Genomic DNA, 13,595 nt, shown 5'->3' on the forward strand with positions numbered 1-13,595 from the left:
GCTTCAGGGTAGGCGCACACCCCGGCGAGGACTAGGCCGGAAGCCGCAAACCGCCGTCGTGCATTTCTGCCAGACCGTCCTTCAACAGCCCGTCCAGGGCGCGCTCAAGTTGTTCGGGGGCTGAATTGAGCCGGTGCAGCGCGGCCAGCGGAACTCCGACGCCGCTGGGCGCGAACCCGAGATCCGCAGGCGCCTGCTCGAACATCTCGCGCGGAACGGGACCCGCGGCTTCGCGGAGGACGGCCATCACGGCACCGCGGACCTGCCGGTCGGTGCCGTGCCACGCCTGGCCCTTGGGGGTGTACGACGGCGGCGGCTCACCTGCCGCGAGCCACGCGCAGCCGGCGCGGACCGGGCAGTCCACGCACTTGGGATTGCGGGCCGTGCAAACCATCGCGCCAAGCTCCATGGCGGACGCGTTCCAGCGGACGGACAGCCCACGGTCCTCGGGTAGCAGCGCCTCCGCGAGGCGCATTTCCGCCGCCGTCAGGGCCGGTGCCGGGAGGGCCTGCCCGGAGATGAGGCGGGCATGCACCCGCCGGATGTTGGTGTCCACCACTGTTTCCCGTCGACCGAATGCAAAAGCCGCAACGGCGGCTGCGGTGTAGGAACCCACGCCGGGCAAGCCCAGCAGTTCCGCGTAGTTGTCCGGCACCTCACCTTTGTGCTGGTCCCGGATGGCGACGGCGGCGGCGTGCAGTCGGAGGGCCCGGCGCGGGTAGCCGAGCCGGCCCCAGTGGCGGACGGCGTCGCCCGACGGGTGGCCCGCGAGATCCGCAGGAGTTGGCCAGCGCTCCATCCAGTCGCGCCAGACAGGGAGCACGCGGACCACCGGGGTTTGTTGGAGCATGACTTCGCTGACCAGGATTCCCCACGGGCTGCAGTCAGGCTCACGCCAGGGAAGGTCGCGGGCATTGGCGTCAAACCACTGGTCCAAAGCCTCATGGAGCAGCGACAGATGGCCGGTATTTTTCGGTGTCATGCTGCCCTCTACTGTAGTTGACCCGGGGCCTCCCGTTTGGCGGCCGGGGCACCATGGCGGACGTCACATTGCCCGCAGGCGGCGTGGTGGTGAGGTCCCTTGAGGGTCAGCCGCCTAGCCTAGAAATATGGCCACCCAGGGTAAGCAGCAGTCGTCAGCGCGCTCTTCTGCGCCGACGCAAAAGCGGCGCCCAAGCCCGGCCGTGTACCGGCGTCGGCGTCTTGTTGTCCTCATCGGCCTGCTGGTGGTGGTCGCCTTGCTCGTTGCTGGTATTTCAGCCATCACCCGTGCGCTTGCCAGCGGTTCCGAGCCCGAGGCTGTGGCTACACCCTTCCAAACCACGCCGCCGTCCCCGGCTGCTGCTCCGTCCGGCGCGACCGCCACGCCTTCTGCCTCCCCAACGCCCGTTTGCGACTTCAACGGCATGACGGTGGCGGCAAAAACCGACAAGCCGGCATACGGGCCTGAGGAAATGCCGTTGCTCACCATGACCATCACCAACGGCGGATCCGCGCCCTGCGAGGTGAACGTGGGCACGTCCCAAATGGAGTACCTGGTGATGAGCGGATCGGACCGCATCTTCTCCTCCAAGGACTGCCAGACAGGCGGCGTGGACCTCATCAAGACCATCCAGCCAGGCAAGAGCGAAACCGCGAACTTCCCATGGCAACGCAACCGGACACTGGAAGGCTGCGGTGCGATCAACGCCAAGCCGGGCGGGGGCGGTGCGTACTACACGTTCGAGGCGCGGCTGGGAAACAAGACCAGCCCGAAGGCCGTGTTCCAGCTGAACTAGGCCCGTCTCCGGTTGTTTAGAGGAACCTGTCCAGCAGGCTTGCCTCTGCCATGCGGCTCAAGCCTTCACGGACGGTGCGGGCGCGCTGGTCTCCGATGCCGTCCACGGTCATGAGGTCCTCAATGGTGGCTGCCATGAGGTTCTGGAGGCCGCCGAAGTAATCCACCAACCTGTCGGCCACGGCCTTGGGAACGGACTTCAAACCGGACAGAAGCCTGTAGCCGCGCGGCTGGACCACGGCGTCCAGCTGCTCAACGCCACCGGCGAAGCCGATGATGTGGGCGATCTTGCTGAGGTCGATGAGTTCGGTGGGGCCGAGGTTCAGAAGCGCTTGAACGGAGGCCTCAATGTCTTCGGGCGTTGCGTCCGGATCGGCATAATCGCGGATGATGACGTCGATGCCCGGGCCGCGGCCCATGGTGAGTTCCTCCACCTGGAGGGACAGAAGGCGGCCGTCCTCGCCCAGTTCCAACACGTACTGGGCGATTTCCTCGGAGATCCGGCGGACCATTTCCTGGCGCTGCAGCGTCACCGCAACATCCCTGACCGTGACTAAGGCTTCAATTTCCAGGGCCGAAAGCGAGCTGGTGACCTGGTCCAGGCGGGCGCTGTAGCGTTCCAGCGTGGCGAGGGCCTGGTTGGCGCGGGCCAGAACCTTTTCCGAACCCTCCAGAACGTGGCGCAAACCGTTCACGTAGAGGGCGATGATCTGCATTGACTGGCTGACCGAAATGACCGGTACACCGGTCTGGATGGCCACGCGCTCGGCCGTGCGGTGCCTGGTGCCTGATTCCTGGGTTTCGATGCTGGAATCAGGAACCAGCTGGACAGCGGCCTTGATGATGTTGCTGGCGTCCTTGTCACAGACGATTGCGCCGTCCATCTTGGCGAGTTCACGGAGGCGGGTGGGAGAGAACTCAATGCCGATCTCAAACCCGCCCGAGCAGATCGAATCGATGGTGCGGTCCGAGCCCAGTACGATCAACGCGCCGGTACGGCCACGGAGGATGCGTTCCAAACCGTCACGCAGGGGAGTTCCGGGTGCGACTCTGGCCAGAGTCGCCTTGAGCGATTCTTCCGGGCTCCGGGCCATAGGGTTTCCCTTCGAAGGTGCAAGCCACGGCTCACAGACAAGCTGAATCCGGCATCCGGCGGCGTGGAACAAAAATGCCCTGATGACGGCTAGCACCATGATATGGCTTCCGGACACCCTTAACCGCACCAGCAAGCCCCAAAGTGGGCCATTTCGTTATGTTTGGGATGGCTCCGAAAGTGGATGGCCGGCGTTGTTTGGGGAGCGCACTTCCTGCCCAAGAGTCTGGACATCGGCTGATGCCACGTCAGCCGATGATCGGTCTTTCTTCGGGGAGTTGGTAGAGACGGGGCCGGTTGGAGAGTGCGAGGGCGGAGGCAACTGTGATGGTCCCGATGCGTCCGGCGAACATGAGTGTGATGAGGACCCATTGGGCGTCCGCGGGCAGGTCGTAGGTGATTCCGGTGCTGACGCCGACGGTGGCGAATGCCGAGATCGCTTCGAAAAGGACCCGGTCCAGGCTGTGGTCGGTGAAGATGAGCAGGAGCAGGGTGCCTGTGATGACGGCGCCGACGCCGAGCAGTGCCACCGATAAGGCCTGGCGTTGCGCCGATGAGCTGATGGAGCGGTGGGCGATGGTGACGTGCTCGCGTCCGCGGATTTCGTTCCAAATGGCGAAGGCCAGGAGAAGGAAAGTGGTGACTTTGATGCCGCCGGCGGTCCCGGCGCTGCCGCCGCCGATGAACATCAGGATGTTAGTGACCATGAGTGTTTCGGGTGATGCGACGCCGTAGTCGATGGTGTTGAACCCGGCGGTGCGCGGGAACACAGTTCCGGCGAACACGGCGAGTAGCTTTCCTCCAGTGGGCAACTGGCCAATGGTCTGGTCGCGGTTCCATTCAAAGGTGCCGAAGAGTACTGCACCGAGTATGAGTAGGCCTATGGTGCCGTAGATGGTCAGGCGTAGGTGCACGGACCAGGCTTTGGGTCGGAACCCGTCCTTGTAGAGGGCGATAAGCACCGGGAACCCGAGTCCGCCTGTGATCACAGCGAGGCAGATGGGGACGATGATCCAAGGATCTGAGGCAAATCCCATGAGGTTGTCGCTGTAGAGGGCGAAGCCGGCGTTGTTGAAGGCGGAGATCGCGTGGAAAACCCCATGCCAAAGGGCAGTGCCGGCGTCTGCGTCGTAGGCGAGCCAGAACCTGCCGGCCAGGACCAGTGCGGTGACCGCTTCGACGGTCAGCATAATCCGTGCCACACGGAAGAGGACGGAGCGGACATCACCGAAGTTCAGGGTGTGCGTTTCTGTCTGGGCTACCAGTTGTCCCCTGAGGCCGATTGTCTTGCGGACCAGCAGTGAGAGCAGAGTCGCCAGGGTCATGATCCCGAACCCGCCAACCTGAATTAGTCCCAGGATCACGACATGCCCGAAAGGCGTCCAGTAGCTGGGGGTGTCAACGGTGATCAGGCCCGTGACGCACACCGCCGACACTGACGTGAACAGGGCCGGGAGCCCGGCGTCATCACCTGTAGCTGTCCTGGATATGGGAAGAGTGAGCAGCCCTGTCCCGAGAAGGATGACGGCGAGGAAGGCCAGGGGAACGGACCGGACCGGGTGAAGAGTGGCGCGGGCCAGCTTACCGCTGTGCCGTCCTGCTTCCTTCCACCACTCATCAGTGCTTATGCCAGCGGCTCCTGGTTTCGGTGTTACCTTACGCAACCTCATGTCGCTTCAGCTGACGTGCCGCGTAGGCACCGGGAACTGTCCGGCGGGAGAAAGCCTATGGTCGTGCAAGGTGTCGTGTGCGTGCATTCGGGCGTCGCCTCGTTGTCGTTCCGCTCTGGGCCTGAGCAGCGTAGCACCGGGCTTGGCGGCATTCGGGGGGAAAGTCCGCAGCCTTTACGAATCCTTAACGCCTTGGGTAGGGAAGGCCAAAGGATGGCGGCAACGGAACGTGCTCCGCGCACTGGCAGCCGTGAACCCGGCAACTGTGTCCCGTAGACTTGGATCCAGGTGAGCCGGGAAGTCTGCTCGGCATGGTTACTTGTCGTCTTGCTTAGGAGCATCCCATGCCTTTGCCACCTGCCGGTGCCCGGCCCTCAATCCTTGGTCGTGGCAGTTATTCGGAATCGTTGCGTATCGGTGCGATCCTCCGGAAAGAGACCGTCGGCGGCGCACTGTTGGTCGTTGCCACCGTGATCGCGTTGGTGTGGGCAAATTCGCCGGCGTCGGAGAGTTACTTTGCACTGCGCGACTTCAAGATCGGGTACGAACCGTGGCATCTTGAGTTGAGCCTGGGCGCCTGGGCGGCCGATGGGTTGCTGGCGATCTTCTTCTTCTTGGTCGGTCTTGAGCTTAAGCGCGAGTTTGTTGCCGGCGACCTGCGGGAGTTCAGTAAGTCCGTCGTCCCGATCACTGCGGCGGTCGGCGGCGTGGTGGTACCGGCTCTCATCTATGCCCTCGTCAACGCAGCCAGCCCGGAAACGCTGCGTGGATGGGCGATCCCAACGGCAACAGACATCGCCTTTGCGGTCGCCGTCTTGGCGATCATCGGCTCCCACCTTCCCGGCGCTTTGCGGATATTCCTGCTGACCTTGGCCGTGGTCGATGACCTGATCGCCATCACCATCATCGCTGTCTTTTACTCCACCGACATCCAACCGGCCCCGTTGTTATGGCACTCATACCACTTGGGGTCTACGCGTTCCTGGCGCAGAAGTACCGTCGATTCTTCGGCACCAGAGCTGCCGCTGCGTGGCTGATCCTGCTGCCTCTGGGCGTTGTGACTTGGGCGCTTGTCCATGCCTCGGGAATCCACGCCACAGTCGCTGGTGTTTTGCTGGGCTTGGCCGTACCGGTCATCCGCTCCAAAGCAAGCGGCGGCCCAACCGCCGGTCCGGGGTTATCCGAGATCTTCGAACACCGCTTCCGGCCCATCTCCGCCGGTATCGCTGTGCCGGTCTTCGCTTTCTTCTCCGCAGGGGTGGCCCTGGGAGGATGGGACGGACTGGCATCGGCCATGACCGACCCGGTCGCTGCGGGCATCATAATCGCCTTGGTGGTCGGAAAACCCGTCGGGATCCTGACGACTACATGGCTCCTGACCAAAGCCACCCGGGCCGCACTGGACAAGTCACTGGCGTGGATCGATGTGCTGGGCGTGTCGATGCTGGCCGGGATTGGGTTCACTGTCTCCTTACTGGTTGCAGAGCTAAGCTTCGGGCAGGGCAATCCCCATGATGACCACGCGAAAGTTGCGATCCTTGCCGCATCCCTCGTGGCAGCGCTGCTCGCTGCGGCAGTGCTCAGCACCAGAAACCGCTACTACCGCATGGCTGAAGCCGAAGAAACAGCTGACGCCAACAATGACGGCATCCCCGACGTCTACCAGCAAGACAAACCACAGAACAACGTTGGTGGCGCCGCTAACCAGCCAAAACCGTGACCTTTGTAGTGCCTGGGCCGGCTCTTCCGCGCGTTGTACGGCGATTGTAGTATGTCGCTTGGAGAGCCGGGAAGCCTGGTCGGCCCACACGCGTGACGGCGTGCGGTTCGCTGCGGCTACCGCCGGGGCGTGATCACTGCGACCCAAAGGAACGTGTCCGGCCATGCGCACACATCCCTCTTCTGTCATCCAGATTTCCCGTCTCGTCAAGAACTTCGGCAGTACCGTTGCCCTTTCAGGGCTGGAGCTGTCCGTCCGTGCCGGCGAGGTTCACGGCTTCCTCGGTCCCAACGGCGCGGGAAAATCGACGACCCTTCGCATCCTCCTCGGGTTGATCCGACCCACTTCCGGTTTGGTGCATGTTTTCGGGACTGACCCATGGGTTGATCCCGTAGCAGTGCACCGGGACATTGCCTACGTCCCGGGAGATGTGACGCTCTGGCCTAACCTGACCGGCGGGGAAGTGATAGACCTGCTCGGCGGGCTCCGCGGCGGAGTCGATGAGGCCCTGCGCCGGGAGCTCATCGACGAGTTTGAGTTTGATCCTTCGAAGAAGGCGCGAACTTACTCAAAGGGAAACCGACAGAAGGCGGCCCTGATCGCTGCGTTTTCCCGCCCGGCCAGGCTCTATCTTCTGGACGAACCCAGTTCCGGGCTGGACCCCGTCATGGACGCTGCGTTCCGGCGGCATATCCGCCGGGTCAAAGCGGATGGGGCTACGGTCCTGCTATCGAGCCATGTTTTGGCCGAAGTGGAACAGCTCTGTGACCGAGTCACGATCATCCGGTCCGGGGCCGCGGTCGAAACCGGAACCCTCACGGAATTGCGGCACCTGACCCGCACCAGGTTCCAAGTCACCACGACCGCAGACCCGCACTCGCTTGCTGCGTGGCCGGGTATCCGGGACTTGCATGTTGACGGATCGACCATTGTTTTCGACGCCGACACTGCGGATCTGCACTCTGTCCTGGATGCCTTGGCGTCAGCCGGAATCACCGCGATCACGGCCGCGCCTCCGTCTTTGGAGGAGTTGTTCCTGCGCCACTACGGCGACCAAATCCGGGCAAGGAAAGTGAGGCACGGTGATGAGCGCTGTCGGCACACTGGCCCTGCTTCAAGCACGCAGGGACCGTTGGGAACTAGCTGTTTGGATCGGAGGCATCGCAGGGCTGGGATTCGCGGCAGCGACCGCCATATCCACCCAGTTCGGGGCGGACAATGAACGCGCTGCCCTGATCACGGTTGCGGCTGCCAGCCCGGCTTTCCTGTTCCTGCGCGGACTGCCGGACGGCATCAGCACCGGGGCGGTCACCTTTTTTCAGGGCTATTCCTTTATGGCGGTCCTCGCGGGGCTGATGAGCACGTTCCTGGTCATCCGCCACACCCGCGATGACGAAGACCAAGGCCGTGCAGAGTTCATCGGTTCCACCCCAGTGCCTCGCCCGGCGCCCCTGTACGCAGCCCTGCTACTGGGATTATCAGCCAACGCCATGCTGGCTCTTACTGTCGCGGTGGGATTCATTGCGGCAGGTCTTCCTGTTCGCGGTTCCCTGCTGGCGGGAGCAGCTGTCGGAGGAGTGGGACTGCTTTTCACCGCAGCTGCTGCGGGGGTCGCGCAGATCATGCCCTCGGCCCGAAGCGCTAACGGTACGGCAGCGGCATTAGTCGGGGTGGCATATCTGATGCGTGGCGCGGGGGACTCCCTTGGCACCCCGGATCAGTCCATGTTGCGCGTTGTCCCAGGGTGGCCCTCGCTGTTCTTACCCATCGGCTGGGGCCAACGTATCCGTCCTTATACGGATACAGACCTGTCTCCCTTGCTAGTTCTCACTGGCGCCGCACTGGTTTTGGCGGCAGTTGCCGTGACACTCAGAAAAGGCAGGGACCTGGGGGACAGCTACATCCACGCACGAGATAACGGTCCCGAACGCGCAGGGCCGGGCATAAGGTCCGTGATGGGCCTTGCATGGCGGCTCCAGCGGGGAACACTGGTTGGGTGGTGCTTCACGGCGGCCGTGCTGGGTCTGGTGGCCGGAGCGCTGGGGCCGGTGATCAGGGACGCCCTCGTAGGAAACCCCTCAATCGCCGAGCTGATATCCCGGCTAGTCCCCGTCAAAGCCAACATGATCGACCTGTTCACCACCGCCATGCTTGGCCTTGGTGGTGTGATGGCAGCTGCCGCCGGTATCCAGGCCGTGCTCCGGCTTCGGGTTGAAGAAGTCGAAGGGCGGGCCGAACTGCTGCTGTCAGTGCCCACACCACGCATCCGCTGGCTTACAGGCACCTTGGCCGTCGCAGCGCTCTCCACTGCCGCCATTCCTGTCATCACCGGCGCCGTGGCTGCCACAGTGCTTGCGGTCTCACAAGCAGGCGGGAGCAGCCCGGACATAGTGGTGGCCGCGTCCCTGGCGCACGTCCCTGCAGCACTGGTGTTCCCAGCGCTCACCGCGCTCGTGTTCGCCTTCACGCCCCGATTATCCAGCCCCGTCGGGTGGGCGGCACTGGGGGTCGCGCTCGTCCTCGCACAGTTCGGCGAACTTCTCGGCCTGCCCGCCTGGCTCCGGGACCTTAGCCCGTTCCGGCATTCCTCGGCCATGCCGGTCGAAACTTTCAACCTCCAGGGCGCCCTGCTTATGTCCGGTACGGCCCTCATAGTGGCTGCGCTCGCGGGCCGCGCTATCTACCGCAGAGACCTCGCCGTCCCATAAGAGGCTTTATTGTTCGCAGTGCAGATCGTCCACGGACGATCTGCACTGCGGCGCGTTCAAGGCCGTACCGCGCAGCTCGAGCCGGCCTCGATCAGGTGCGTCACGTACGAATGCCTCAACGTGTGCAGGGAAAGTTCCTCCGGGAGCCCGGCGATTTTCCTCACCCGCTGGAAAGAGCGGTCAAATTGCGGAAAACAGTGGAGCCGGAGCGTTCCGAGGGCCACAGGCTGGCTGACCGGTCGGCGGTGGGGAAACGTTTCCGGCCGTCAGGGGAGAGCCAATACTCAAGGAGCCCGACGACCCAATCGAATTCGGGGACAGTCAGAACCGTGCGTCGGCGGGGGCCTGAGCCCTTGGTTCCCTTGGCCCAGCGCACCTGGAGCGCCCCGAACCGGCCGAAAGACTCAACGTGCGGGTTGGGCCCGAAGTCGACATATTCGAGCATCGCCAGCTCACGCCGCCGCAGCCCGTAGGCGTAAGCGACCTTGAACGCCGTCGAGTCCCTCAAGGCTGGAAGCCAGCGCTTGGATCCCTTGGCAAACTCAGTGTCCACCAAGTCGTCGGCGGCGTCGAAGAACGCCTGCAGCTCGGCCCTGGTAAACGCCCGGCGGCGTGCCGGCATCGCATCATCCGTTGTATGCCGGGGCGAGTTCCACTCGAATACGACCTGCACCGGGATGTCCGAGAAAACCCGTTCGCAGAACGCCGCCCAACCGTAGCGCCCATCAGTCAGGTATGAGCAGAACGCCCTGATAGCCCCGGAATTAGCCCGCAGCGTCGATAACGCCAAACCTTTCTCGGAGCTCCGCCGGTCCGCCAGGAACTCATCCACGTGATGCGCCGACCACGTCCACGGGTACTCATTCGCATGCTCCTGAAACCGCTGGACCGTCCCGCACGAGCTCTTGATATACGACGTCGACAGCCCGCGTGCCAGCATCTGCGCCCGCCAGCCATCTAGCATCGCTTCAAAGACGCGGTCCTCGGCACGCAGCAGCCCGACATTCACGTTGGTTAGAAAGGACGGAATCCGCCCAGGTTCGATGCTCACCGACCTAACTGTACGCAAAATTCTCTCATCTAATGAGAGATTACGTCGCCGAGCCGCACGGCCTCGCGCATTCACTCGCGACAAGCCCATGGCGCTTCAGTACTGCAACGCCTACCTGACCTGCGAAAACACGAGAAAGCGGGATGGGACGGGTTCTCTCATCTACTTCTACTCGTCCTACTTCAACGCCGATAAGCACCCATACGTCGTTCTTTCCTCGGTGGTGTCTCATGAGATAGACAGGTTAGAAGCGTTGCAGGTTCGTGTGAGGAATTGCTTCCTTAACTGAACGAGATAGATCCCCGGGCATACGACCGGTCGTGTCATCGATGAGTTCGTGTGTTTCTCCGAGCGGGACTGTGTGGTCGATCTGAAGTGATTAGCTGGACCGTCCGTGCTTGGTTATACGAATTCCACTGTTATGAGACAGAACACTCGGATGCAGCTGATTCTCTAGCCCATGAACGCCTGCTGTGTAGCTGGTCGGGGAGACACAGCAACCGGGCCTGTTGGAGCAGCTCCAACAGGCCCGGTTATGTAGAAAGTTCGAAAAGTTTGCGGCGAAGGGAGTCTAGAGACCGAGGTGCTTGTTCAACTCGTCCAGGGACTTCACTGTGAAGATGTTGTAGCCTTCCGTGAAGGGTTCAGCGCCGCGGTCCAGCATAACGAGGTCTCGGAAGCCCAGGTTGTACATCGGGATGTGGTCATACAGTGGGTGCGCGGAGACATGCAGGAAGTCCTCAGGCTTGGCGTTCAGGGTGTCCAGCATGTATTCAAACGCCTGGAGGCGTGGCTTGTAGGCCCCGGCCTGCTCAGCGGTAAAGACCGCGTGCCAATCTGCACCGAGTTTGGGAATGCTGATGTCCAGGAAGCTGTCGTCGGCGTTGGACAAAGCCACCAGCTTGAAATTGTCACCTTGGAGCTTCAGGGGCGCCGGTACATCCTCGTGGGCTACTGCGTTCCGAACAGCCTCAGCGAGGGCTGCGCCGGCACCAGGGGTCGGTCCAATGCCAAATCGCTTGCATGCGCGGTCAAAGGCATTCTGAAGGACCTGCTCGTAGGGCTTGTATTCCTTGATCTCGTCGAACCGGTATGCGCGGAAGATTTTCTTGAAGGCAAGCCACTGCTCATCCGGTATCCGGCCATCGAGCAGGCGCTGGGTTGTGGGATAGATGGTGAAATTGATCAGCGTGCCGTAGACGTCGTAAGAGATGTACTTCGGCCGGAAGTTTGTGTTTGCCATGATTAATCCGTTCGTTGTTGTTGCTGTTACTTTTCGTGGTCGAACCGGTTTTCCTCAGCTCAGAGCCAAGGAGGTGAGTCGGGTATCCGGTCCGAGGAACCTGCCGGGGTTCATGAAGCTGACGTCTGTTGCGGTTGTTCCGTCCAGCAGGAGTTCGGCTGCGATAGCTCCGAGCCCGGAAGCCATCTTGAAGCCGTGGCCGGAGAATCCAGCGGCCACGATGACGCCTTCCATCCCGGGTATTGGGCCGAACAACGCGGTCGTATCAGGTAAATGACCGTCCGCGCATGTGGCAACCCTTACGGGGTCCGGAATCAGTCCTGGCATGAATTCCCGGACCCACGCCCGGATCGTATCCAAGTGCCGGGGATCCCACGTCGGGGGCTTTTCCATGGATTCAACCTCGTCCAGGAATATGCTCGCGACGACTTTCACCGTCCAACCATCTGCGCTGGGGAAACCGTAGAATTGGGTTTTGTCCGACCTGCCCTTCTCCTCTGCCCTCCTTACGAAGACCGGCATGTCTGCCCTGCAGAACGCAGCCGGGTCCACTATGGGGAACCACGTCAGGATCTGTGGCAGGACTGAAAGGTGAACACCGAGGTCCTTGCATACTGGGCCGGCACCGTTTCCCTGCGAGAGCACTACCCGGGAAGCGATGATTTCTTCTCGATCGGTGCGCACGATGTACCGGTCACCGTAGGGTTCAACGCTGTGGGCTTTCCGGTCCCCCAGGAATTTGGCACCAAGCCGGGTAGCTTCGGTGAGTGCGGCGGTCACGGCCTTCTCTGAACTTACATACCCGCCATCAGGGTCGAAGATGGTGACGTCAGTGTCCCTGAATACATGTTCGGGATACTTTGTCCTGGCCTCGTCACCCCGGAGCACCTCGTAGTCAAGGCCATTGTTCTTTCCTGCTGCAAGGAGCGAGGCCAACCGTGGATTGTGCTCGTCGTAGATCGTGACAGCGCCGGTAGTGTTGAGCAGGCGGGTTCCGGTGTTTTTTTCAAGAATTCGCCACAGATCCTGTGACCTTTGCAAAAGTGGTGTGTAATGCCCGCCTTCGGCGTAGATCTTGCGGAACATGCGCGATTCGCCAGCGTAGGCAGAGAACGGTCCAGGGATGGAAAACCTGTCTACTCCGATAACCCGCTGACCACGGGAGGCGATTTGCCAGCTTGCCATGCTCCCTACCGAGCCGACTCCGACGATGACGACGTCCGTTTCGAGTGTACTCACGCGTTATACCTTGCTTCCCATACTGCACGCCGTAATGCCAATTCGTGGTGTCCCGTTGGAGGGCGCTACTTCGGCTGTGCTTCCAGTCAGATCAGCATAAGACACAAGAAGCTTATGATTAATAGGCCGTTAGGGAATACATTGTTTCCAAAAACGAAAGAAGTAGTCATGGACCTCACCTCGATCGACGATCTGGATTTTTTTGAACAAATCTCCCGTTCCCAGAGCCTTACTGAAGCTGCCAGAAACTGGGGAAAGTCAGTGTCAGCGGTGAGTAAACGCCTCAGTGCACTGGAAGCGCGCCTGGGGGTACAACTAATCAGGCGCAGCACCCGCCGGCTGACCCTCACTGAAGAGGGGCAGCTCTATGCGGCAGGCGCTTTGGCCATCTTGCAACAGAAGACTGATCTTGAAGAAGCACTGTCCACTCAGCATGGTGAGCTCAAAGGCAGCATCACTGTGCATTCGAGCCTGGGTATTGGACGTAAGCATATTGCGCCGCTGCTGGGGGAGTTCGCCCGGCAGCATCCGTTGGTCCGGGTAGACCTGGAGCTCTCTGCGCTGCCGTTGAACATTTCGGGTACCAACTTCGATATCGCCATTCGCGTTGGAGGCCTGTCGGACTCCAGGCTCAAGGCAAAGCTTCTTGCGCGGAACCGCAGGATTGTGTGTGCGGCGCCCAGCTACCTGGACAACGCCGCACCGCTGCGGACTACCCGGGACCTCGAAAGACACAACTGCATCGTCCTACGGGAAAACAACGGCGACTACTCATTGTGGCGCTTTGGGGAGAGGGGGCAGGAATACGTAGACGTCAGCGGCAGCATGATCAGCGATGACGGAGATGTGGTGACCGACTGGTGTATGCAAGGACATGGCCTGATCATGCGTTCCACTTGGCACGTCAACCCGTTGATTCACCAAGGAGTGCTGCAGCAGGTCCTCCCGAATGTCCCCACACCCAGCGCCGATATTTACGCCCTCTATCCCTCCACCGACAGGACCCCACGCCGGATCGGTGCAGCCATTGAGCACCTCCGACACGGCCTCGCCGCGAGAATAGGCGCATAAACATTCTTCTTGCCCTATTGGAA

The 13,595-nt window shown here is 61.8% G+C and carries 10 protein-coding genes and 1 pseudogene; 5 read left to right on the forward strand and 6 right to left on the reverse strand.

What is annotated here, in order from left to right; translation table 11 throughout:
* Positions 1-31: 31 nt before the first annotated feature.
* A complete protein-coding gene (locus RI444_RS00820) occupies positions 32-982 on the reverse strand; it encodes an A/G-specific adenine glycosylase (protein WP_207605259.1) in 951 nt (316 codons plus the stop codon).
* Between the two features lie 127 nt (positions 983-1,109).
* Here RI444_RS00820 and RI444_RS00825 point away from each other — a divergent pair, with 127 nt between their 5' ends.
* Positions 1,110-1,778 (forward strand): hypothetical protein, encoded by a 669-nt coding sequence (locus RI444_RS00825; protein ID WP_021471339.1) that lies wholly within the window; start codon positions 1,110-1,112, stop codon positions 1,776-1,778.
* Between the two features lie 16 nt (positions 1,779-1,794).
* On the opposite strand, the gene disA is transcribed toward RI444_RS00825, so the two are convergent.
* Positions 1,795-2,871, reverse strand: coding sequence for a DNA integrity scanning diadenylate cyclase DisA (gene disA / locus RI444_RS00830; RefSeq protein ID WP_021471338.1), 1,077 nt, complete (start codon positions 2,869-2,871; stop codon positions 1,795-1,797).
* Positions 2,872-3,118: 247 nt separating this feature from the next.
* The gene (locus tag RI444_RS00835; RefSeq protein ID WP_082694544.1) at positions 3,119-4,540 is read right to left on the reverse strand and encodes a TrkH family potassium uptake protein; all 1,422 of its coding nucleotides are present in this window, start codon (positions 4,538-4,540) and stop codon (positions 3,119-3,121) included.
* 344 nt (positions 4,541-4,884) lie between these two features.
* Between RI444_RS00835 and nhaA the strand changes: the two are divergent.
* The 3 genes and pseudogenes from nhaA (at position 4,885) to RI444_RS00850 (ending at position 8,968) form a co-directional block, all read left to right on the forward strand.
* Positions 4,885-6,260 (forward strand): annotated as a pseudogene (nhaA, locus tag RI444_RS00840) (Na+/H+ antiporter NhaA).
* Between the two features lie 163 nt (positions 6,261-6,423).
* Positions 6,424-7,482 carry an ABC transporter ATP-binding protein gene (locus tag RI444_RS00845; RefSeq protein ID WP_316963858.1) on the forward strand — a complete coding sequence of 353 codons (1,059 nt, stop codon included), beginning with the start codon at positions 6,424-6,426 and terminating at the stop codon, positions 7,480-7,482.
* Positions 7,370-8,968: a polyketide antibiotic transporter gene (locus RI444_RS00850; protein WP_316963910.1), complete on the forward strand. Its 1,599-nt coding sequence runs from the start codon at positions 7,370-7,372 to the stop codon at positions 8,966-8,968. The genes RI444_RS00845 and RI444_RS00850 overlap by 113 nt, the downstream gene beginning before the upstream one ends.
* A gap of 160 nt (positions 8,969-9,128) precedes the next feature.
* Here the strand turns inward: RI444_RS00850 and RI444_RS00855 are convergent, their stop codons facing one another.
* From RI444_RS00855 to solA, 3 genes are all read right to left on the reverse strand, one after another.
* On the reverse strand, positions 9,129-10,019 hold the full coding sequence (locus tag RI444_RS00855; RefSeq protein ID WP_242703176.1) for a site-specific integrase: 891 nt from the start codon (positions 10,017-10,019) through the stop codon (positions 9,129-9,131).
* A 571-nt stretch (positions 10,020-10,590) separates the two neighbouring features.
* The gene (locus RI444_RS00860) at positions 10,591-11,262 is read right to left on the reverse strand and encodes an HAD-IA family hydrolase (RefSeq protein ID WP_144648895.1); all 672 of its coding nucleotides are present in this window, start codon (positions 11,260-11,262) and stop codon (positions 10,591-10,593) included.
* A 54-nt stretch (positions 11,263-11,316) separates the two neighbouring features.
* Complete coding sequence (gene solA / locus RI444_RS00865) at positions 11,317-12,501, reverse strand: N-methyl-L-tryptophan oxidase (RefSeq protein WP_144648894.1); 1,185 nt, start codon at positions 12,499-12,501, stop codon at positions 11,317-11,319.
* Between the two features lie 168 nt (positions 12,502-12,669).
* On the opposite strand from solA, the gene RI444_RS00870 reads away from it, so the two are divergent.
* Positions 12,670-13,572 carry a LysR substrate-binding domain-containing protein gene (locus RI444_RS00870; RefSeq protein WP_144648892.1) on the forward strand — a complete coding sequence of 301 codons (903 nt, stop codon included), beginning with the start codon at positions 12,670-12,672 and terminating at the stop codon, positions 13,570-13,572.
* Positions 13,573-13,595: the final 23 nt, after the last annotated feature.

This window comes from Paenarthrobacter sp. AT5 (assembly GCF_032764245.1).
Lineage (GTDB): Bacteria > Actinomycetota > Actinomycetes > Actinomycetales > Micrococcaceae > Arthrobacter > Arthrobacter ureafaciens.

Coding starts and splice junctions, on each gene's coding strand:
- RI444_RS00845 (WP_316963858.1), top strand. CDS start 6,424: ATGCGCACACATCCCTCTTCTGTCATCCAGATTTCCCGTCTCGTCAAG.
- RI444_RS00835 (WP_082694544.1), bottom strand. CDS start 4,540: ATGAGGTTGCGTAAGGTAACACCGAAACCAGGAGCCGCTGGCATAAGC.
- disA (WP_021471338.1), bottom strand. CDS start 2,871: ATGGCCCGGAGCCCGGAAGAATCGCTCAAGGCGACTCTGGCCAGAGTC.
- RI444_RS00825 (WP_021471339.1), top strand. CDS start 1,110: ATGGCCACCCAGGGTAAGCAGCAGTCGTCAGCGCGCTCTTCTGCGCCG.
- RI444_RS00820 (WP_207605259.1), bottom strand. CDS start 982: ATGACACCGAAAAATACCGGCCATCTGTCGCTGCTCCATGAGGCTTTG.
- RI444_RS00860 (WP_144648895.1), bottom strand. CDS start 11,262: ATGGCAAACACAAACTTCCGGCCGAAGTACATCTCTTACGACGTCTAC.
- RI444_RS00870 (WP_144648892.1), top strand. CDS start 12,670: ATGGACCTCACCTCGATCGACGATCTGGATTTTTTTGAACAAATCTCC.